This is a genomic window from Alcaligenes sp. RM2, from assembly GCF_052931795.1.
Map to the genome: position 1 here is coordinate 29,919 of NZ_JBRFIO010000008.1, position 21,410 is coordinate 51,328.

At 58.1% G+C, this 21,410-nt stretch carries 16 protein-coding genes; 3 read left to right on the forward strand and 13 right to left on the reverse strand.

Annotated elements, in window-relative coordinates; all coding sequences use genetic code 11:
• Positions 1-41: 41 nt before the first annotated feature.
• The gene (locus ACU6HM_RS18415) at positions 42-614 is read left to right on the forward strand and encodes a helix-turn-helix domain-containing protein (RefSeq protein WP_009459475.1); all 573 of its coding nucleotides are present in this window, start codon (positions 42-44) and stop codon (positions 612-614) included.
• Between the two features lie 9 nt (positions 615-623).
• Here ACU6HM_RS18415 and ACU6HM_RS18420 read toward each other — a convergent pair whose 3' ends face one another.
• The 11 genes from ACU6HM_RS18420 to ACU6HM_RS18470 form a co-directional block, all read right to left on the reverse strand.
• Complete coding sequence (locus tag ACU6HM_RS18420) at positions 624-1,040, reverse strand: hypothetical protein (RefSeq protein WP_009459478.1); 417 nt, start codon at positions 1,038-1,040, stop codon at positions 624-626.
• 13 nt (positions 1,041-1,053) lie between these two features.
• Complete coding sequence (locus ACU6HM_RS18425; RefSeq protein ID WP_446764177.1) at positions 1,054-2,169, reverse strand: aminotransferase class V-fold PLP-dependent enzyme; 1,116 nt, start codon at positions 2,167-2,169, stop codon at positions 1,054-1,056.
• A 15-nt stretch (positions 2,170-2,184) separates the two neighbouring features.
• On the reverse strand, positions 2,185-3,483 hold the full coding sequence (locus tag ACU6HM_RS18430; RefSeq protein ID WP_009459482.1) for an MFS transporter: 1,299 nt from the start codon (positions 3,481-3,483) through the stop codon (positions 2,185-2,187).
• A 99-nt stretch (positions 3,484-3,582) separates the two neighbouring features.
• The gene (locus tag ACU6HM_RS18435) at positions 3,583-5,979 is read right to left on the reverse strand and encodes a mechanosensitive ion channel family protein (protein WP_446764178.1); all 2,397 of its coding nucleotides are present in this window, start codon (positions 5,977-5,979) and stop codon (positions 3,583-3,585) included.
• A gap of 43 nt (positions 5,980-6,022) precedes the next feature.
• Positions 6,023-8,464, reverse strand: coding sequence for a DUF3772 domain-containing protein (locus ACU6HM_RS18440; RefSeq protein ID WP_446764179.1), 2,442 nt, complete (start codon positions 8,462-8,464; stop codon positions 6,023-6,025).
• A 305-nt stretch (positions 8,465-8,769) separates the two neighbouring features.
• Positions 8,770-10,362, reverse strand: coding sequence for a phytoene desaturase family protein (locus ACU6HM_RS18445; protein ID WP_446764180.1), 1,593 nt, complete (start codon positions 10,360-10,362; stop codon positions 8,770-8,772).
• A gap of 104 nt (positions 10,363-10,466) precedes the next feature.
• Positions 10,467-11,294, reverse strand: a complete 828-nt coding sequence (locus tag ACU6HM_RS18450; protein ID WP_009460939.1) for an SDR family oxidoreductase — start codon at positions 11,292-11,294, stop codon at positions 10,467-10,469.
• A gap of 9 nt (positions 11,295-11,303) precedes the next feature.
• A complete protein-coding gene (locus ACU6HM_RS18455; RefSeq protein ID WP_035268323.1) occupies positions 11,304-11,912 on the reverse strand; it encodes a cysteine hydrolase family protein in 609 nt (202 codons plus the stop codon).
• Complete coding sequence (locus tag ACU6HM_RS18460) at positions 11,912-12,448, reverse strand: aromatic-ring-hydroxylating dioxygenase subunit beta (RefSeq protein ID WP_088452498.1); 537 nt, start codon at positions 12,446-12,448, stop codon at positions 11,912-11,914. The genes ACU6HM_RS18455 and ACU6HM_RS18460 overlap by 1 nt, the downstream gene beginning before the upstream one ends.
• A 32-nt stretch (positions 12,449-12,480) precedes the next feature.
• A complete protein-coding gene (locus tag ACU6HM_RS18465) occupies positions 12,481-13,872 on the reverse strand; it encodes an aromatic ring-hydroxylating dioxygenase subunit alpha (RefSeq protein ID WP_035268328.1) in 1,392 nt (463 codons plus the stop codon).
• A gap of 38 nt (positions 13,873-13,910) precedes the next feature.
• Complete coding sequence (locus tag ACU6HM_RS18470; RefSeq protein ID WP_009460946.1) at positions 13,911-15,092, reverse strand: ABC transporter substrate-binding protein; 1,182 nt, start codon at positions 15,090-15,092, stop codon at positions 13,911-13,913.
• A 305-nt stretch (positions 15,093-15,397) separates the two neighbouring features.
• Between ACU6HM_RS18470 and ACU6HM_RS18475 the strand changes: the two genes are divergently transcribed.
• The gene (locus ACU6HM_RS18475; RefSeq protein ID WP_009460948.1) at positions 15,398-16,384 is read left to right on the forward strand and encodes an AraC-like ligand-binding domain-containing protein; all 987 of its coding nucleotides are present in this window, start codon (positions 15,398-15,400) and stop codon (positions 16,382-16,384) included.
• Here the strand turns inward: ACU6HM_RS18475 and ACU6HM_RS18480 are convergent.
• Together ACU6HM_RS18480 and ACU6HM_RS18485 are read right to left on the reverse strand one after the other, a co-directional pair.
• Positions 16,381-17,541, reverse strand: coding sequence for a 2-methylaconitate cis-trans isomerase PrpF family protein (locus ACU6HM_RS18480; protein ID WP_009460950.1), 1,161 nt, complete (start codon positions 17,539-17,541; stop codon positions 16,381-16,383). The genes ACU6HM_RS18475 and ACU6HM_RS18480 overlap by 4 nt on opposite strands.
• Before the next feature lie 4 nt (positions 17,542-17,545).
• Complete coding sequence (locus ACU6HM_RS18485; protein ID WP_009460951.1) at positions 17,546-18,556, reverse strand: GntR family transcriptional regulator; 1,011 nt, start codon at positions 18,554-18,556, stop codon at positions 17,546-17,548.
• A gap of 169 nt (positions 18,557-18,725) precedes the next feature.
• Here ACU6HM_RS18485 and acnA point away from each other — a divergent pair, with 169 nt between their 5' ends.
• On the forward strand, positions 18,726-21,380 hold the full coding sequence (gene acnA / locus ACU6HM_RS18490) for an aconitate hydratase AcnA (RefSeq protein WP_250756995.1): 2,655 nt from the start codon (positions 18,726-18,728) through the stop codon (positions 21,378-21,380).
• Positions 21,381-21,410 lie beyond the last annotated feature (30 nt).

Here is a 21,410-nt window from a genome sequence, read left to right on the forward strand (position 1 = left end):
CAGCAGGTGGGCCAGGTCCCGCGCTCCTCAGACCTGCGGGCTTGCCCTACAATGACGGCTTTACTACCTACCCCCGCATCTACATGGCCGCTTTGCGTATTCGCCAAGTCCGACTTCATAAAAAACTGTCTCTGCGCAAGCTGGCCGAGCTTGCCCAAGTCTCCCCCGGCCTGATCAGCCAGGTGGAACGCGGTTTGACCCAACCCAGTCTGGATACCCTGCGCCAAATTGCACGTGCGCTGGATACGCCCTTGTTTTCCCTGCTGGATGACAATGTGGAGCAAGTGGCGGTGGTGCGCCAGAACGAGCGCATGAGCATTCAATCCGCTTCGGGCGTGCAGTACCAGCGGGTGTCGCCGGGCTTTGGCAGTATTGAAATGCTGGCGGGATTCTTGCCGCCGGGAGGAAGCTCGGTCGGGCAGCGCTGGAGCCACCCTGCCGAGGAATGTGTGCTGGTGACGGAAGGCCAGCTGCTGGTCGATGTAGGGGATGATCAGCACTGTCTGCAAACGGGCGATAGCTGTTATTTCAACTCCAGCCTGCCCCATGCCTACCGCAATCCTTACGACACGGATGTGCGCTTTATTGTGGCGATCACCCCACCAAGCTATTAAGCACGAGCACTAGGCGGCGCTGTGCAGCTGGGCCTGGATCAGGTCCAGCTCGGTTTCATGGCAACGCTGCAAACGTAGCCAGCGGTTTTCATCCATGTCTGCACCGCGTGTCGCCAGCATGATCAAGATGCAGGAATTCTGATCCAGCGGCTGCACCATGGCGCTGATGCGCGGCGTACGTTGTGTGGCGCTACCTACCCAATAGCGAATCAGCCCTTGCTCGGCCAGAATCTCCACGCTGACATGGGTTTGGCCACCATCAAACAAGGACGTCCCCACCACCAGGCCAGGCTCCACCGTTTCGGTGTCAAAGCAGCCCAGAGACCAGCGTCCCAGCGCATCCAGATCCGCCATATAGTCCATCACGACCTTGGCGGATCGTTCGATACGACGGCTGGCCTGATGAGCCCAGGTTTGGCTATCCATATCCCCTCCTCCTTTACCAACCGGCTTGCAAGGTGTCGCACAAGCGCAGTACATCCTGCTCGGTGCAGACATTACCGGGCGACAGACGCAATACGCCGTCACGCTGATCGCAATAGAGCTCCTGCTCACGCAGCTGATCCACCATAGCCTGAGCGCGTTGGGCACTGCTGGCGCGCAACATGATGCTGCCGCCGCGCTCGTTCTCGGCCAATGGGGTCAGCACGGGCCAATTGGCTTTGGCCGCACGATCCAGCAAGACCGCCGTCAATGCCCGGTTTTGCTCCAGCAGTTTTTCTACGCCAGTTTCCAGCACGAAACGCATGCCAGGCAGGGACGCAATACTTCCCAAAATAGCCGGTGTGCCGTGGTCGAAACGACGCGCGCCGTCAGCATAGCTGAACTGGTCCAGATTCCAGTTAAAGGGATTTTCCTGGCTGAACCAGCCGCGAAACTCCGGCTCGCACTGCTCGATCAAATCTGCACGCACATGCAAGAGGCTGGCACCGGACACGCCGCATGCCCACTTCAAGGAGGCCGACAAGGTAAAGGCCACGCCTTCATGCACGGTGAACGGCACCAGCCCGGCAGCTTGTGTCAAATCCAGCGCCATCAGGCTGCCGTGCTCCGTCGCACATTGCGCCATGCGATCCACATCCACCCGGTGCGAGGACGTAGAGCTGACCCAGGTCACCAGGGCCAAACCCACACTGTCATCCCAGGCATTGATGAAATCATCGTCCGTCACATAGGACAGGCCGGCGCTCAAAGGTACGGTGCGCAAGGTGAAGCCCAGGCGCAAGGCCAGTTTTTGCAACAGGAAATGCAGGCTGGGAAAGCAATCGGCCGCAACCAGCAAGGTACGCCCTTTAAGTACATGCGAAGGCAAAGAACCCAGAATGCTGTAGAGGCCGCTAGTGACGTTTTCACTTAGCGCAATATCCTTGGAATCAGCACCAATCAAACGGGCCCAGGCATCCATGAAAGCCTGTTTCTGGCCCAGAGCGTACCCCCACTGGGCATCGTCCTGCGCCGACCAGACCTGGCTGAACTGATCCAGCTCGGCACGCATGGCCGCTTCCTTGCCCTCGAACATGCCAATGGAGTGATAAAGAAAATATCCGGACATCATTTACTTCCTTGAAAATCAATCGGCCAACTGACGGCCAGAGGTTTCCTGCACCGTGCTCAAAGCCACAATCCCGATCAGCGCCACTACCATCACGTAAAAGGCAGGTGCCATGCTGGAACCGGTCAGGCCCGTCAGCCAGGACGCCACGAATGGCGCCGTCGCTCCACCCAGAATGGTGGCGATGTTAAAGCCCAGCGACACGCCGCTATAACGCACTCGCGTAGGGAACAATTCGGCATACAAGGGGTAGCCCACGGCCTGCACTACGATGAAGGGCAAAATGGACACGGCCACCGCGATCACCGCCAGCGGGAAACTGCCCCAGGAGGCGACCCACATCGTCAGCGGCACCAGCACCAGATAGCCCAGCAAGCCAATCGTCAGCAAGGGTTTGCGGCCAAAGCGATCAGACAGGCCACCGGCAAAAGGCATGATGAAGGCCGAGCACAAGGTGACCAGGGAAATCAGCCAGAACACCGCAGTGCCGTCGTATTTCAGGGTGTGAATCAAATGGGTACTCAGATAGACCACGCCCACGTAGCCTGCTGCATTCTGCGCAAAACCAATGGCAATGACTTGCAAAAGGGGACGGCGGTAATCACGCACAATCAAGGACAGGGGCGAGTGCTCGGGATGATGGCTTTTGAGCATTTCCTTAAAGCGCGGCGAATCCTCGATACGTGAACGAGCCCAGACGCACAGAATGATCAAGGGAATGGACAGCAGAAAGGGAATACGCCAGCCCCAATCCAGCATGGCTTCCTTACCCACCAGCGCCGTCACCAGGCCGGCTACGCCGGTGGCCAGAGACAAGCCCAAAGTGGCGGCGGCCGGGTTGAACGCGCCAAAGAAACCGCGCTTGCCGGGGGGCGAGCATTCCGCCACATAGGTAGCTGCGCCCGTAATTTCACCACCGGCAAAAAAGCCCTGCAGCAAACGACACAGCAATAGCAAGGCCGGTGCAGCCAGGCCCAGCGTGGCGTAGGTAGGCAACATGCCCATCAAGGCGCTGGCCACTCCAATGCCCACAATCGTGAACATCAAGGCAGCGGTACGGCCATGCTTGTCGCCAAACCAGCCAAAGAAAATACCGCCCAAGGGGCGTGCCAGAAAGGCGCCGCCAAACACGGCCAATGTGGACAGCAAGGCCGCATTCTCATTGCCGGCGTGAAAAAACAGCACGCTTAGCGTCACAGCCAGGACGCCGTACAGCTGAAAGTCGTAATACTCGATCATGGTGCCCAAACCCGCTGCGCTGGCGGCACGCCAGGGCGATACGGGGGCCTCGTCCTGTGGGGACTGTTTCTTGCTCATGTCTCATCCATCCTGATACGCATAATGCGTCTATTCTGTTTAGTGTGGCTAAACAAATTATACGGATGAATATTTCAGCTTTCAATCACTGGGAAAACCCTAAAGGTCGGGGTCTTCGGCCCTGTCCTTGTCCATGGCTTCCTGAACCCAGCGTTGGGCCGGATGCAGACTGATGCCCTGTTGACGCAAGCGCCGCAGAATATCGAGCATCAGATTGCTGCGCACCCGGCGCTGGACTCGCATGGTATTGATGAAACAACGGGTGCTGAATGCCACCCCATCCCCAAAAATTCCGTCGCAAGACAAGATAGGGGCTGGCTCGGTCAGAATTTCCGGTTCGGACTGTACGGCCTCACGCAAAATCTGCATGACCGCATCCGCGTCCACATCCAGCGGAAACAGCAAGCGGGACTCGATCGCGCCCAAGGAGGTCGGGGTGTAAGTCAGATTACGCACCTGCCGCCCCATCATCTGGGAGTTGGGGACCATGACCATGGTGCGATCAAAGCGCTCAACATAGGTCGCCCGCAAGCGAATCTGGCGCACATTGCCTTCGCTGCCCTCTACCTCCACCCAGTCTCCCACCTTGACGGGACGCTCGACCATCAGCATCAGGCCAGAGGCAATGTTCTGCACAATGCCTCGCAAGCCAAAACCCAGACCCACCGTCAAGGCCGTAAAGATCCAGGTCACCGATTCAATCGGCACACCCAGCATGGACAGGCAGATCACCAACAGAACAAAATAGGCAACGTACCCAACCATGCCCACGATCGCATTTTGCAGGCCCGGCTCCAGCGTGGTGTTAGGCATGTAATTCTGACGCAGCCAGGTGCGCAGAAAATGAATCAGAACACCTCCCACCAGCATCACGCCCAAGGCAATCAGCCACAAGTCCAGGCGCCACTGCACCGCTCCAAGACGCAAGGCCTCACGCGAGACATCCAGTCCCGACTCCAGCATCTGTTTGGGTTCAGTTAACCAATCCCCACTCACCATCCAGATCGCCAGAAGCAACACGCTCATCCGGGCGATAGCAAAAAACACAACAATGAACTGGCTTTGCACGCGAATCGGTGCCGCATCAGGATCACGGCTGCGGTTGTGCAAATAGGCCAGCAAGGAGTCCGAGATGTCCTGCAGCCACACCATGAAGACATAGGCAATCAAGCCAAAGATCAAAGGCATGGTGATGAAGTGGGACATCAAATCATCCGACAAGCCCTGCCACCCACCGATGAACAGCCCAGCGACCAGAATATAGACGGCGACGGCCCCTTTGAAGACCAGGCGCGCCCAGCTACGCGCTGTTCTGACAGAGCCCTGCCCCGACGATTCGGTCTGGCCAAACAGCTCGGCCCGCAGTATCCACAAGCCATAGCCATACAAGACCAGGTAAAGCAGGCTGGTGATGCCATCCATCAAGGCTTGAAACGTGTCTGACGTTCCTATCGAACCTTTAAAAAAGGTCGCCACAATGTCCAGATAGGCAATCAGAAAAAAGGCGAGTGCAAAATAACGCATTCGCCCTTGCGCCTGAGTCGACAAGGGCAGCAAGCGCCAGGAGGCACGACTCTGGATCAAGATACCTTTCATGGTGGCCAGCACCACCGCCGCCACTGCCGCTCCGAACTTCAAGGTAGCCAGCAGTTCAAACTGCATGGCGCTAATGCCTGGGCGATCGAAGAACAGCTCAATCAACTGATCCACCAGAATCAAGCTGACAAAAAACCACAACAGGAAATTGGCCAGAGTCAGGCTGGAGCGGCGCAAACGCCCTGTCGGTAAATAACGGCTGATCCACACCGGCATCAGTCGCAGCAAAACAAACCCCATGATCAGAACGGCGATCACCATCCCGAATGATGCGTTACTTTGCTGCCAGCTCGTGTCTTTCCAGGTTTCACGCCACTGCTGAGCGAAGTCGGACAGTTTTTGCCGATCCGCCGGCCAGGCCTCGCTCAATCCAGGCAGACTTTGCAATAAGACCAGGGAAGCACTGCGTTGCCAGCGCTTGGCATGTTCATAGCGCGCTGTCGCATCCCGCAACAGCTGACCTGTCTGTTCCGTTTCCAGTTGCACCAGGCGTGCTACCCGCAAGTCTGCGCGCAAGGCCGCGTCAGCCCGTCGCAATTGCTGCCGCTCATTATGAAGTGTGGTTTGGTCTGCCTCGTCTCCAGCATCTTCACCCAGCTCCTGCAAGCGCGCCCGCAACAAGCGGCTACGTCGCTCCAGCTTTTGCACGACCCGGCTGGACAGATCGCGCGCATGGGTGAGCTTCTGCTCGAACTCGTAGCTACGTTCGCGTCGTATGGAGGTTTGATTGCCTTCCAGGCGATACTGTAAAAGGCGAACTTCATCTTGCGCCTGCTGCAGCTCCCGCATCAGCTGACGCTCTTGCTCAATCTCGGACAGGGTTTGTGCCTGAGACCCGCCCCCCAGCAGCAGGCCAATAAACAAGAGCAAGACCTGCACACCTAGTCGTAGCGTCTTCATGGCTGTTGTCTCCCTGGGGCCTGCCTGTTGTTTTTATCGAGGTTCAATCATTCAGCAAGGGGTTGCCGCTTTCACTCTGGCTGGCGACCGGTGTATTGGGCAATACCGTCATGGTCTGAGTATGGTGCAACGCCAGACCTTCCTTGCGTAATTCATCCAGAATATCGAACATCAGGACACTGCGTACCCGGCTGCCAATGCGAGGCGAGCTTACATAGCAGGTCGCCGTAAACTGCAAGCCGTTAGCATCAAAGCCGTCCAGCGTCACATCCGGCGCCGGGTCGGCCAGCACGTCGCTGTAGTTCTGCATCACATCCAGCATGATAGAACGTACCCGTTTAGCGTCTGTGTCGATAGGCATATTGATCTTGACCTTCACCACCCCCAAGGGGTTGCTCAAGGTCACATTACGCACGGTTTTGGTGATGAATTCGGAGTTCGGCACGATCAAGGTGGAGCGGTCGAACATTTCAATTTCCGTGGCACGGGCATTGATCTTGCGTACATTGCCCTCTACCCCGTTCAGGCTGACCCAGTCCCCAATTTTGATGGGACGTTCGGCCAATAGAATCAGCCCCGATACAAAGTTCTGCACCACCGCTTGCAAGCCAAAACCGATACCTACCGACAAGGCTGAAATCACCCAGGCCATGCGCTCCAGACCGATTCCGAGAGACGAAATCGCCGTAGCCACCACAATAAAGTAGCCCACATAGCTGAACAGATTAGCAGTAGACACTCGCATACCCGGATCGATACGCGTGGCGGGTAAAAGCTGGTTGGCAACCCAGCGCTGCAAGGCTTTGACAAACAAAATGCCCAGCACCAGAATCAGTACGGCCAGCAGGACCGAGCTGGGTTTTAACTGAACCTGACCTAAAGAAAAACCTTTAACCAAAAAGCCCAAACGACGCTGCAACCACTGCGTGGGGTCTTCTCCAAAGGGCAACAAAACCAGGGTAATTGCCGTAATAATCAGGCACAGACGCAAGGCTCCGGACAATACGATCACGATCTGGCTGCTGCCCCGCAATTGCGTACTGGTCCATTCATTGGCGGCGCGCTTCTCTTTAAATTGCAGCAAGAGGCTTTGACCGATATCCGCAATCAGCGCGACCAGGACATAGCAGGTGCAAATCACCAGACTCAGCCACAACACCTCTTGCACAATCAGACTGCTCAAGGCGATGTAGCCCAGCAAGAAGGCAATCATCCCCAGCCCAATGACCACACCCAGGGTGATAGGAATGGCGCGTAACCAGGTCGCCCCCTGCTGAACCGGAGCCGTTTTCTGCGGGTCCTCGCCACCTTCTGGAACGGGAGTCTTGTCCCGTCCCTGGCTCAAGTTCCAGGCTGCAATGGCAATAAAGATGCTCAGTGTCAGCGTGTTAAAACTGTTGACCAGCAAGGTAGTGCTGAGCGTGGCATTGATCAGGCCCAGCAACTGCTGCGACATCCAGGTCAAGGCCACCATGATGCCCAGAGCAATGGGCAACCATGCCAGCTTCAAAGCCACATTGCTGGGGATGGGAGGCAAGCGCCAGCTAGGACGCTGCGCCGACAGGAGCACGCGGCCCATCCCGGTCACAAAGCCACCCAGATACAAGGCGAATACGGACTTGGACACAAAGCTGGACAGATCCGGAGCCAGATTGCCGTTCCAGTAAAACAGCCCTGCCGCCACCGACGCCAGCAAACCGGGCGTCAGGCTGTAGAGCACAATCAAGGCCGTCGCATAAAAAGAGCGTCGCAAGCGCGAGGGCTTGGTGTGGTTGATGGTAAAACGCTCCAGCCCCCGTACCGCCCAGACCGACAAAGCCAGCAAGACCAGAGCCAAGGCTCCTGCCGACCACAGCACATAAGCGGGCAAATCGATTACCCGCTGAGCCAGCTCCTTGCGCATGCGTTCAACCCTGGCCAGATCACCGGGCAAATCGCGCGACACATTGCGCCAGAAGCGCGGTGTCAACACGGACTGCGACTGCCGACCCAATTCCGCCTGGAAAATTACGCGGCGCTGCTTGGACACCTGATCCAGGCCTTGCGTTGTTTCCACGCCGATCAAACGGGCCAGCTTGATCATGCCGTCCAGCTCGGTCACCGCCTGCTGCAATTGAGCACGCTGGCGCGCAATGTCCTCGGACTCCCCCGCCGGATCATCCACAGGCCCCAACTGATTCAGACGCGCGGTCACGCTCAACAGCTCAGGCTCCAGACGCACACTCATTTCCTGAGCCTGCTCTTGCGCCAGCAGCAACTGATTGCGCAAGGCAACCAGATCGGAATCGCCCAAGCCATCATTTTTCTGCAAACGGTCCTGGACAGTTTGCAGCGTGTCACGCAATTCATTCAGGGATTCACTGGCCTGCGCAGGCGTCAATGCCACTGTCTCGGCCGTCACAGGGACAGCGGTAACAGCCAGCACCACAGCCAGCAGCCACAAGGACAAAAAAGCACACAGGCGCGAACGGCGAAAAGCGTGCATCAATAAAACTCCGGCTAAACAATGAGGCCCCAAGCATGAAACCGCCAGGGCAGCAGAAAACATGCACAGAATACCGAACTATTGTGGGCTTGGCGCATGAGGTATTCACGAGAACCCTGTTTTTTTAGGCGATAAACGCCCCGAACTGCTCACTTTTCAGGTTCCGGCTCCTTTACTCCCCCTCATCTCCCCTTCTGGCTGAATGCCAAGAAGCAAAAAAACCGGCCATAACAGGTGCAAAACACCTACCCCGGCCGGTTATTCTGCCTGCAGGCATCAAGCCTCAGGCCCAGGAACAAGCAGGATTAACGAATCTGCTCCGCCACCATGAATCCGGACGCTCCCGCCAGACCTGGGCCTGGATGGGTGGACGCACCAATGTGGTAGACGTTCTTGTACGGTGTAGCGTGAGAGCGAGCGCCATTGCTGGACGCAAAAGGGCGCATCCAGAAGAACTGATCAGGGGAGCAAATGCCCGAGTACGGGTCCCCGCCCACCAGGTTGCAGTTGATGGACTCCAGATCGGCAGGCGACAGCACTTTCTGGCCCACGATCTGCTGACGCAAACCGGGCATCACGCCTTCCAGCTGGTCGATAATGCGCTCGGCCACGGCCTTGCTGACTTCTTCGGTCCATTTGCCGTCTTCTGGCACTTCGATCTTGCCAGCAGCATCGCCGCGTAGCTTGGATGGCATGTCCTGCATCTGCATCCACAGTATCCATTTGCCTTCCGGCGCACGGCTGGGGTCCAGCGAGCATGGCTGGCCGATCGCCACGGTGAACTTGGCCGGGATCAGGCCGTTATTGGCCTGGGCCACGCTCATGCTGACGTCCTCCAGGCTGTCGGACAAGTGCAGCAACGGTACTTTCAGCAGCTCTGGATCGCTCCAGTTAGGCATGCTGTCCAGCGCCAGATGAATTTGCATGTCGCCACGGCCAAAACGGTAGGCATTGGCTTGTTCACGTACTTGGGCGGGAGCACCCGGCAACAAACGACCATAGAGCTGTGGCGGTGTAACGTTGCACACCACATGGCTGGCTTCGTAGACTTGACCACCGGCACGCACGCCACGAGCCTTCTGGCCGTCCAGCACAATTTCTTCCACTTCCGTGTTCAGCTGAATACGGCCACCGGCTTTTTCAATAATAGCGCACAGAGCACGCACCAGATTCTGGCCGCCGCCTTTCACCACGGGCATGCCACCGGCGACCACAGCCGCAAAGGTCAGCTTGCCGATCAGTGCCGAGCAGGCATCATCAGGGCCCAGGCCCGAATGCAGAACCCAGGGGGCCATCATGCCGCGCACGCGGTCATCCTTCAGCTCCCGGTCCGCCCAGCGACGGAAGGATTCCAGCGACTCGCGACCATACTGCACCATGCCGTCCATGCGACGCTTGCGCCATTGCGAGAACAGCAGACCCAACAAGCCACGGCTGTAAGGTTCTGTGCCCAGCAAGCCAAAGGTCAGGCCAGCATCGCGCTCGAACAACTGGCTGCACATGGCACCAAAAGCATCGCCATCGCCAGCTTGCAAACCATTGATACGCTGAATGGAATCACCCACATCGTGACGCAGGGCCAGGCCTTTGCCATCGCTGCCCACCACCCCCGTGGTGTAGCCGTTTTCCAGAAACTCCACGCCCTGGGCAGCCAGATCGTCTTTCAGACGGGCATAGGCCGCACCGGAGGTGAACAAGGGGTACCAGGACGACAGCAATTCATGGGTAAAGCCGGGGAACAGTTCCTCAGTGCGGATACACCCACCCGCACGGTCGTTACGCTCCAGCACCAGGACCTGCTTGCCCTTTTGCGCCAGCAAGGCGGCACACACCAGGGAGTTAATGCCACTGCCCACCACAATAACGGCATACGATTTTTTATTTGTTGAGTCTGTCATCCCACACCTTTTTTAAATTGCCCTGAACGGGGTCAGGGCTTGTGAACACGCCACAAGAAACAGCTGTTCACAAGCCCTGGACATCTTTTACCGCACTTTTCTATTTACGAGCCAGACGACTGCGCCTGCCAGCGTTCAAACCAGTGACGGGGCGACTTGCCCTGTTCTGGCCCGAGCACGGAAAAGCCACCATCGACGGGCAGATCAATCCCTGTCATCCAGGACGCCGCGCCCGACACGGCAAACAGCACTACCTGAGCAACCTCTTCACCCGAACCCACACGGCCCAAAGGATGCACTTGTGCACCGACCTGGTTGGCCAGTTCACGCGAACCGCCGCTCATGCGTTCAACGGACGGCGACCAGGTCCAGGCGGGCGAGACTGTCAGCACACGAATGCCCGAGGGAGCCAGCTCCACCGCCAGACTCTTGGTGAACTGCAGGATGGCCGCTTTGGAAGCGGGATACAACGCACGTCCAGCCACGCCAAACTTGCCACCCGTACTGCCCATATTGATGATGACCCCGCCCTGCCCCATATAAGGCGTGGCTTTCTGGGCCAGAATGGCGCTGGAGATCAGGTTCACGTCCAGCGTCTGATGCCAGAGCTCGCGGCTGGAGGCCAGGCCTTCATCGCCATACGAGCAGGCATTGTTGACCACAATATCAATGCGCCCGGTTTGCGCCAGAGCCGCCTGTACACAGGCATCCAGCTGGGCATCGTCGCAAATATTGGCGGCCATGAACTGAGCCTTGCCCACCGCTTGCAAACGCGCCTCGGTACGCTGACCTTCTTCCTGACTGCGACCCACGATCAGCACCCACGCACCGGCGGCACACAGAGCCAGGGCGATGTCCGCCCCCAGCCCTTGCGTGGACCCGGTCACGATGGCGACCTTACCTTGTAAATTCACCTTCATGTCCTGCTGCATGTGCTTCTCCTACTGTGCTTTTGGTGCGCCGAACACCGTCGCCCAATCTTCGTCCCGGTCAATATGAGCAATCAGGCTCATGCTGGCCAGGGAGGCCTCATGGGTCGCGGGGGGAGCACCACAGGCGCTGGCCACCACCGCCACCTCATAGCCCATATCCACCGCATGGCGCACTGTGCTCTCGACTACAGAATGGGTAGCCACACCGGCAATCACCAGACGCTCCACGCCCAAACGACGCACCACCGGCTCCAGCGCGGAGCCAAAGAAAGCGTTGATACGCGTGTGGTGAACTTCAAACTCGTCGGGCAAGGGAGCCAGCCCGTCAAAGAACTGGGCTCCCCAACTGCCAGTCTGCATGGCACCGATTCGTTTCACATTGTGCAGAATCGGTGCATTGCACAGCAGGTCGGCATAGTCAGGCCGATAGCCCACCCGCACATGCACAATGGGCACGCCCTGTGCACGGGCCTGCGCCAGCAAACGGCCTGCGGCCTCGATCAAGGCCTGGCGCTGGGGACTATTGGCCTCTACCCCCACGCGGATCAGGCCATCGGCGTGCAGGACGTCGTTTTGATAATGCAGGGCCAGCAAGGCTGTGTGATGGGCTGCCGACATTAGATGTACACCTGAATAGCGCCGTGAACCGCGTCACGATCCACCAGGTTCACCTGCTTCATGCGCAGTTTCCAGCCACCGCCCTCCTGGGCCTGCAGCTTGTGAATCAGGCTGCCCACACGGTAGACCGGATCCTTGCCACGCCACTCCATGGAGTGGAAGCTGGAACGCACCACCAGATAGCCTTCCGAATCAGTGCCATCAATCATCACATTGCCCAGCACACGGCAGGACTGTGTGATTGGCTGCTGGGACCAGTTGCGGTGGTTTTCCAGACGACGGATACGCAATTCACGCAGCAGCTTGTTTTCCCAGCACAGGGAAATGTGCTCGTAAGGGCTTTCCTGATCGTAGCTGTGAGGAATCCAGTACATGCCCTCCTCGGTCCACAGATCCAGCCATGCTTGCCAGCGACGCTCGTCCAGCAAACGAGCTTCGTGATAGATGAACTGCTCCACTTCACGGATGGCTTCCAGGCTCAGGTTCACAGGCGTGACCTGATCCACGCTGACGTCAAAATCAATATCAAACAACATAAGAATTCTCCTTGGCTCGGACAGCAGCCCGCTTAAGCCTGTGTTGCGGGGGCGATGGGCTCACCAGAAGCCGAACGCACCGTGGCTTTACCACTGTCTTCCGACTGCGCAGGCGCGTCGTACAGACTGGTAGTCATGAAATGCTTCCAGGCGCGGAACTGATTGCGCATGGGCAATTCGCTGGTGCCGTTGGTGGCGACCATACCGCCTTCGATAGGCTTGTCGGTGCCGTCATAGCGGTGCATGCTGATCCAGTCTCCGCCATTGGTCTGGTTACCTTCCTGACAGCGGCCATAGACTTCGATATCGTCCGGCATCACGTTGGACGACGGCGAGTTGATCAGGTTGGCGTACATCAGGCCGCGCTTGTAAATATCGTCAGGCGCACCTTTCAGGCGGAACAGCTGGATTTCCACATGAGTGCGGTCCACCGCCACCGGGCGAATCACACGGAACTGCTGGAATACGGTGTGGGGCGAGCCACTGCCGTAAATAATGCTGTTGTGACGGTTCTCGCCCAGAATGTTCAAGGCTTTTTCTTCACCGTAGGCTTCTTTCAGCGTTTCGTAGTGCGCCTTGGTGATCGGGTCGGTTTCGATGGCACCGGGATTGAAAATCCCTTCCATATAGCCGTGGCCGTTATCAAAGGCATACAGATCCAGCTTTTCCCAGAAACCGTAGGGCTCGCCGTTACCGTCCATGATGTGCAGTTCCAATGGCATGGAGCCGTAATCTTCGGCTTGCTCACGGGCGGCCACGTAGGACGACTCGTGCGTCACGTTGGCGTGCATGGTGTCGTGCAGGTTCTCGTAGAACACCTTCCAGTTGGAGGGCTGCCAGACCTTGAAGCTGCCACCGGCCACTTCCACTTCACCCACGGGTGAGCGATCGCACAGATTGTCGATGGAGGTGATGATGGGGCCCAAAAACTCTTTCAGGTCTGGGCCGTGGGCGCTTTGACAGGCAAAAACAAAACCACGGTAGCTTTCCACACGAGCCACACGGCGCATGGAGAAGTCCGGGTGCTTGGGATCAAAGCAGGTGTTTTCCAGGCCGTTTTTCATCGGAGCGGCCAGATGCTGACCGTCCAGCTTGAACGTCCAGGCGTGGTAAGGACAGCGGAAGAACTTGCCCGCGTTGCCACAGCCATCGGCCACTACTTTCGCACCCTTGTGCGGGCAACGGTTGTAGAGCACGTACACCTTCTTGTCGCTGCCGCGCACCATGATGACGTCCTGGCCGCCCAACAAGGTGGTGTGGTAGTCGCCGGGATTAGGCACCTGGCTGTCGTGGCCGATGTAGATCCAGGCACGGCCATAAATGCGCTCCATCTCCAGACGGAAGATCTCGGGGTCGGTATAGACCGATTTATGTACGCTGTCTCCCCGCACCAATGCGGACAGCTGTTCGTTGCTATAGCTCATCATTACCTCCTTGCTGCCGGATGCTTGACGCACCCTCTTTATGACTTTTCCATCTTGCACTGCGGTGCAAAATGATCCTGGAACTGCTCGAATACGGTGGACACAATCTTGTTGCTCATCTGGCCCTTGTCATTCGGGGCCACTTCACGCATGTAGTAGGTCTGCACCGGATACTGGTTGTTGTTAAAGGCAAAGGCGCCGCGTACGGACTCGAACGGTGCACTGCGCAAGGCTTTACGCAGGGCCTCCCGGTCGGTAGCGGCCTTGGGATCAGCCTTCAGTGCGCCATCCAGCAACAAGGCGGCGTCGTAGCCCTGGGAGGCGTACATGGAAGGCAGGCGACCGTAGGTCTTTTCAAAATCCGCCACAAAGCGTTTGTTGACCGGGTTATCCAGATCGGGCGACCACTGGGCGGCATTCGCCATGCCCTTCATGGACTCGCCAATCGCGGCAATCGTGTCCTGATCAGCCGAGAAGCCGGGGGTATACACCGCCAGTTGCGTGGACAGGCCCGAGTTGATCAGTTGCTTGATAAAAGACACGCCCATGCCGCCGGGCAGGAAGAAAAACACGGCATCCGCACCCGAAGCTCGCATTTGTGCCAGCTCGGCGGCGTAATCCATCTGGCCGACCTTCACATACACTTCGTCGGCAATCTCGCCCTTGAACAGACGCTTGAAGCCTTCAATGGACTCGCGACCACCGGGGTAGTTGGGCGCGATCAAATAGACTTTCTTGTGCGCCTGATCGGTCACGTACTTGCCCATGGCAGCGGGAATATCCTCGTTCTGCCAGGACACGCTGAAGAAATTGGGGTGACAACGTTCGCCCGCGTAATCGGCCGGGCCGGTGTTGGCGGAAATATAGACCGTGTCACTGTTCAAAATCGTCGGCATCACGGGCAGCAGTACATTGGAGAAGGCCATGCCGGTAATCACATCGACCTTGTCGCGCTTGACCAGACGGTCCACCGCCTGGCGGCCTTCCATTGGTTTTTGCTGATCATCCAGCACCGTCAAGGCCACATCCACACCGCCGAGCTTGCCACCCGAGTGGTTCAGGCCCAGCTCGAAACCATCACGGATTTCTGCGCCAATGGCTGCACCAGGGCCAGACAAGGTGGTTAGCAGCCCCACCTTGAATACTTCCTGACTGGATGCCGGGCTACAGGCCAGGGCCAAGGCCAGCGTGCTCATACAGAACGCCACTTGTTTTTTCATGTTTGTCTCCGTCCTCTGTCTTTCAAAAAACTGGACTTTAGTTCTGCCTTGGACCACCCCCAATACGCCGGAAGCTGTGTACCACTGACGCCCGTGATTTTTGCGGCGCTTGTCCTGCAAGCCAGAAAAGACGGGCCCAAGGGACTACGTGAATACAGCAATTCCCAGTCGTATCCCAATCTGCTAAGGTGCCGGGACAGGACTACTGTTTTAGGTTTGAAATACATTAGACCGGCGCAGAATGGGCGGCTATCCAGATATGGCAAGCCTTATCCCGAACCGGCAATAATTTGGAGACACACATCATGCAAGCGTGGTTTATGTCAGGGCTGGCCCCCTTGCAACACAGTGCGCCGCGCTTTGAATCGCGCTGCCCGGACCAGACACGCAGCGAGACGGCCGGTTTTTTAACCGAGCACCGCTTGACCTGGAATGACGGCCCGGTCGATGCTTCCCTGCGCTATGCCAGCAGCCACAGCTTTTCCTTTGTCTTGCTGAAATATGGTGCGGCGGTGCAGGTGTCGCCGGGGATTCTGGAGGATTTCCTGCTATTTCAGGTGCCTATACAGGGACGCTCCTGTATTCGGGTTGGTCGGGAGTACGTCCAGGCCAACCCCAAAATCGCCAGCGTGATCTCCCCTTCCCTGCAGGTTGAACTGGATTGGGAACAGGGCTGTGAACAGTTTTTAGTGAAGATTCCGCGCCACAGGCTGGAAGAAGTGGCCCGTCAGACCTTGGGCTTGAGCCTGGATCGGCCCATTGAATTTGCTGCTGGCATGTCTCTGGATTCGCCGCACGGCTGCGCCTGGCAGCACCAGATTGGCAGCTTGCTGGCTTACGGTGGGCATTTGCCGCCCGAAATGGACCAGTGGTCGCGTCAGGCCGAGGACAATCTTTTGCTGCATCTGTTTCATACCCAGCCGGGTAACTACAGCCAGCAATTGCAGCAAAGCGTGCGCCCGGCCAGTTCGCGCCGGGTACAAAGAGCCGAGGATTTCATGCGGGCCAGCCTGGACGAGGCCCTGACGCTGGAGCAGATTGCCACCGCGGCCTGTGCCAGTGTGCGCAGCCTGACGCTGGCATTTCGTACGGAGCGGGGGCTGAGCCCCATGCAGTTCTTGAAACAGATTCGTCTGGAAGCGGCCCAGCAAGCCATTCGTCATGCCGTGCCGGGCACCCAGGTCAGCGAGATTGCCTTGCGCTGCGGCTTCAACCATTTCGGCCGCTTCTGTGCAGACTACAAGTCCCGCTTCGGGCGTTCGCCCTCGCAGGACTTGCGTATCGTGGATTAGTCCTTCAAGGCTTTGCCAGGAACCCACACACGGCCGTCAAACAGGCGACGCGCCGTACGATAGAAAGAACCGGCCTTGGCAAACCACTGGCCATCTTTCTTTTCCACTTCCGCGCCCACTGTCAGCACACCGGAAGGCATGCCCAGACGCAGTGGACCTTGAGGGGCAACCGAGTCAGACAGACATTGCGAAGGCAGGCTGCCCGTCAAACGAGCAGCCACAGCAGTGCACAGCGAGATCGTCAAGGGCAAGGCGCGGTGCGGCTGGCCATTGGAAATCACGCGGGCAACCAGATCAATCTCTTTGGCAGGAACCACGTCGCCAGACAAGGTCGGGTTGTCCTGAGCCGGCGACACGATGCAAACAAAGGGCACGATGCGAATCTGGCGTGCGGCTTCCACATCGGGAGCAATGCCCATGCGTACCGACGCCTGCACACGAATTGCGTCCAGACGCTCCAGCACTTCAGGGTGAGCTTCCAGCCAGTCGGGCAATTCCAGACCGGTCAGGCCTACATCAGCCGCGCGTACAAACACCGCTGCGTTGGCCGCGTCCACCAGCGACACCTCGATACGGCCTACGCCAGGCACATCCAGCCACTCGGTCAATTCACCGCTAGGCAGCAAGGAGCCAGTAGAGGCACCACCAGGTTCCACAAAGTCCAGACGGATAGGCGAGCCCGTGCCGCCTACGCCGGGAATGGACAGATCACCGTCGTACCGGGGCTGACCATCTTCAACCGTGAAGTGGGCGTGAATGATCTTGTTGGTGTTGGTATTCAGAATGCGTACGCACGCTTCGCCATCCTCAACCTTGACCATGCCCTGCTCTACTGCGTAAGGGCCGACGGCCGAGCTCATATTGCCGCAGTTGCCACGGTAATCCACCTTCTCTTCCTTGATGGCTACTTGCGCAAAGGTATAGTCCACGTCCGCGTCCGGATGGCTGGACGGGCCGATAATACAAACCTTGGACAAGGAAGAAACACCACCGCCCATGCCGTCCAGTTGGCGACCATAAGGGTCCGGCGTACCCATGGCAGCAGAAAACAGAGGCGTCCAGTCGTCGCGCTCGGCAGGCAGGTCTGCAATATTGAGCATCAAGGCTTTGCTGGTGCCACCACGCATGAACACGGCGGGAAGGGATTTTTGCTTCATCACGTTATTCCTGGTTCTTGGCTTGCGCCATTAAAGAAAATTGCGCCGTCTCCTCCATGGGTTCGGCGTGAGAGACCATCGATTCACTAAAAGCGCCGGGCTGGCCGCTGCGTTGCTGCTGCTGCCGCTCCAGCTGCTGTACTTTCTCTTCACTGGCATTGCCCAGATGGCGGGCCAGCAGGGCGGAGGCCTGAGCGCGTTCGCCCTTTTCCAGCAAATCCAGAATTGCCAGATGCTCCAGGCATTGGCGACGAATACGTTCCCGATCCAGGGTTTCCTGATATTCCAGCAAGCGCCGCAACTGGTTCTGGCGTGTCACGGTCTGGGCGATAAAGCGGTTACCGGACAAGGAGGCCAAGGCTTCATGGAAGGTGGCATTGGCCTGATACATTTCCGCGTGTCCGGCATGACGCCAGCCCCCGTCGGCCAAGGCCTGCTGCTGCAAACGCACCCGGCGCAAGACAGTGGAGTCAATGGCGAAGCCCGGCAGCAGCATGGCCGCTGGTTCCAGCATCTGGCGCAAGGTATAGCTTTCTTCGCAAGCCTGAGGGCCGTCAATCATGGGCAGGAAAGACCAGCCTTTGCTGGCGCGCTGTTCCATCCAACCTTCATTGGCAGCACGAGCCAGAATGCGGCGCACACGCTCGCGTGTCAGGCCATAGCGGCGCATGGCGTCGTTCTCCGACAAGGTGTCACCCCAAATACCAGATAGCTTGTCGCGGGCCAGTTGCAGATAGATCTGGTCGTCCTGGCTGGTGCCCAGCTCTTCTTCGATCACACCAAGCTGGTCGGCCCCTTTCAACAGATATAAGCCACGTCGGGGCGGCTGTGCGCCCACAATGCCTTTTTCCGCCAGATAGGCCAGTGCGCCGCGTATGGGCGAGCGCGACGCACCCAGCGCCTCGGCCAGCGATTGTTCCGTCAAATGATGCCCGGCCTGCAAATGCCCTGCCCGCACGTAGTCCAGCAGGCGATGTGCCAAGGTGACATGCAAAGAATTGGATTGGCTTTTCATGCCGACATTCCTAAAAATCGAAGCGATCCTGGATCGTTTTATTGTATTATATACAAACAAAATACAATTTAATTGTTTTATCAAGGCTCCAGACGCATAATTTTATTGATTATTCTTGCTCAGGTTGGCCCTGCTTTCCTGGCTTCTTATTACGGATGAATCGTTTGCCATGTCTCAGTCTCTTGCCCTAGAAACGCTGTCCCTGAACGGACGTTCCGTACGTTACGTTCCTATCGCCGACATCCCCGGTATTGAAAAGCTGCCGTACTCGCTGCGCGTTCTGCTGGAAAACCTCTGTCGTCAAAAGGCCGTGCGTCACGCCGACGTGGATCAGGAAATTGACTCCCTGCTCCAGCGCAAGGTGGGCGACGGCATCACCTTCTACCCTGCCCGCGTCTTTGGTCAGGACATTTTGGGTTTGGTGATGCTGCTGGACATGGCCGCCTTGCGCGAAGGCGTACAAGCAGCCGGTGGTGACGCCAGCCGCGTGCGCCCTCAAGTCCCTATCGACGTGATTATTGACCACTCCCTGCAAGTGGACAGCTGGGCCAACCCCAAGGCAGCCGACATCAACCTGGCACGTGAATACCAACGTAACGGCGAGCGCTTTGCCTTCCTGCGCTGGTGTTCCAGCAACTTTGACGGCGTGAAAGTGGTGCCACCTGGCAAAGGCATCATGCACCAATTGCACATCGAGCATATTGGTCAGGTTGTATGGACCGAAGAAGGCAAGGACGTGGATCTGGTCTACCCCGACAGCTGTGTCGGGACCGACAGCCACACGCCTATGGTTAACGGCCTGGGCATTCTGGGCTGGGGTGTCGGAGGTATTGAAGCCGAAGCCGTGATGGTAGGCCTGCCCGTCGCCATCGCCCTGCCTGCCGTGGTGGGTATCGAGCTGACTGGCAAGCTCAATGACGGCGTGCTGCCTACCGACCTGGTTCTGGTCATTACGCAAAAACTGCGCGAACTGGGCGTGGTGGGCAAGTTTGTCGAATTCTTTGGCCCCAGCATGGACGAGCTCTCCCTGGGCGACCGTGGCATGATCGCCAATATGGCACCAGAGTACGGCGCAACCGCGGTGTTCTTCCCCATCGACGACGCTGCCCTGCACTACATGCACATGACAGGCCGTCCACAAGAACAGATTGATCTGGTCGAGCAATACAGCAAGGTTCAAAAACTGTGGCGCGACCCGGCCGCCCCCGCTCCTGTTTACGACACCGTGTTGAAACTGGACCTGAGCAGCATCAAGCCTAGCCTGGCTGGCCCCAGCAATCCTGAAGATCACCTGGATCTGGACACCGCTGCCCAGTCCTTCCCCGCCCACCACCAGAAAATTGCTGGCCGTCCTTACGACCCGCAACGTGCCGTACCCGTGGAAGGCGAGGACTTTGTGCTGAATGATGGCGATGTGGTCATTGCCGCCATTACTTCCTGTACCAATACCGCTAACCCCGCCAATATGATGGCCGCCGGTTTGCTGGCCCGTAACGCCGTCGCTCGTGGCCTGCGCAGCAAGCCCTGGGTCAAGACCTCGCTGGTGCCAGGTAGCCAAGTAACAGCTGACGTGCTGGAGCGCGCTCAACTGCAAGACGACCTGGACGTGCTGGGCTTTAACATTGCCGGCTTTGGTTGCACCACGTGTAACGGTGGCTCGGGCCCACTGCCTGCCAATATCGTCAACGCGATTGAATCCGAAAAGCTGATTGCCACCGCCGTACTGTCGGGTAACCGTAACTTTGAAGGCCGTATCCACGCCAACGTGCGCGCTGCTTACCTGGCATCGCCCGCCCTGGTTGTGGCCTACGCCCTGGCCGGCAACCTGAATGTAGACCTGACCCGCGACCCGCTGGGCAAGGATCAGGACGGCAAAGACGTCTACCTGAGCGACATCTGGCCCAAATCGGCAGAAGTTCAGGAAGCCATCCACGGCGCGTACGACCGCGACCTGTTCATCGAACGCTATGCCGAGCTGTACGACGGTGGCGAACCCTGGGATGCCCTGGCCCGCGAAAGCAATGGTGGCCACTACCCATGGGAAGCCGACAGCACCTACATCCGCAAACCGCCTTACTTTGACGGCTTGCAGCGCGAACCGGCTCCCGTGGCCAACCTGCGCGGCATGCGTCCGCTGGCGATTCTGGGTGACTCCATCACCACCGACCACATTTCGCCATCGGGTTCGATCAGCCTGGGTACGCCTGCTGCTGACTTCCTGCTATCCAAGGGTGTGGAGCAAAAAGACTTCAACAACTACACCACGCGCCGTGCCAATCACGAAGTGGTCAAACGTGCGACCTTCGCCAACATCCGTCTGCGCAACAAGATTGTTCCCGGCGTGGAAGGCGGCGTCACCAAGGTGATGCCGGAAGGCGAAGTGATGCGTATTTTTGAAGCGGCCCAGACCTATCAGGAACGTCAGGTTCCCTTGCTGGTGATTGCTGGCAAGAACTACGGTTGCGGTTCTTCCCGCGACTCCGCCGCAAAAGGCCCTGCTCTGCTGGGCGTGAAGGCGGTGGTTGCCGAAGGTTTCGAGCGTATCCACCGCACCAACCTGGTCGGTATGGGTGTGCTGCCCTTGCAGTTCCAGGACGGCACCAATGCCGATACCCTGGGCCTGGACGGCACCGAAACCTTTGATGTGAAAGGCCTGGAAGAAAACCTGGGTGTACGTTCACAAGCCGAACTGATCATCCACCGTCTGGATGGCAGCACCCAGTCCGTGCCGGTGATTGTGCGTCTGGATACGGTCGAGGACATGGAGTACTGGCGTCATGGCGGTATCCTGCCACGCGTCTGGCGCAAATACCTGGAAAACTAAGCCTTTACAGGCTTAGCTTGTCCAGTTAGC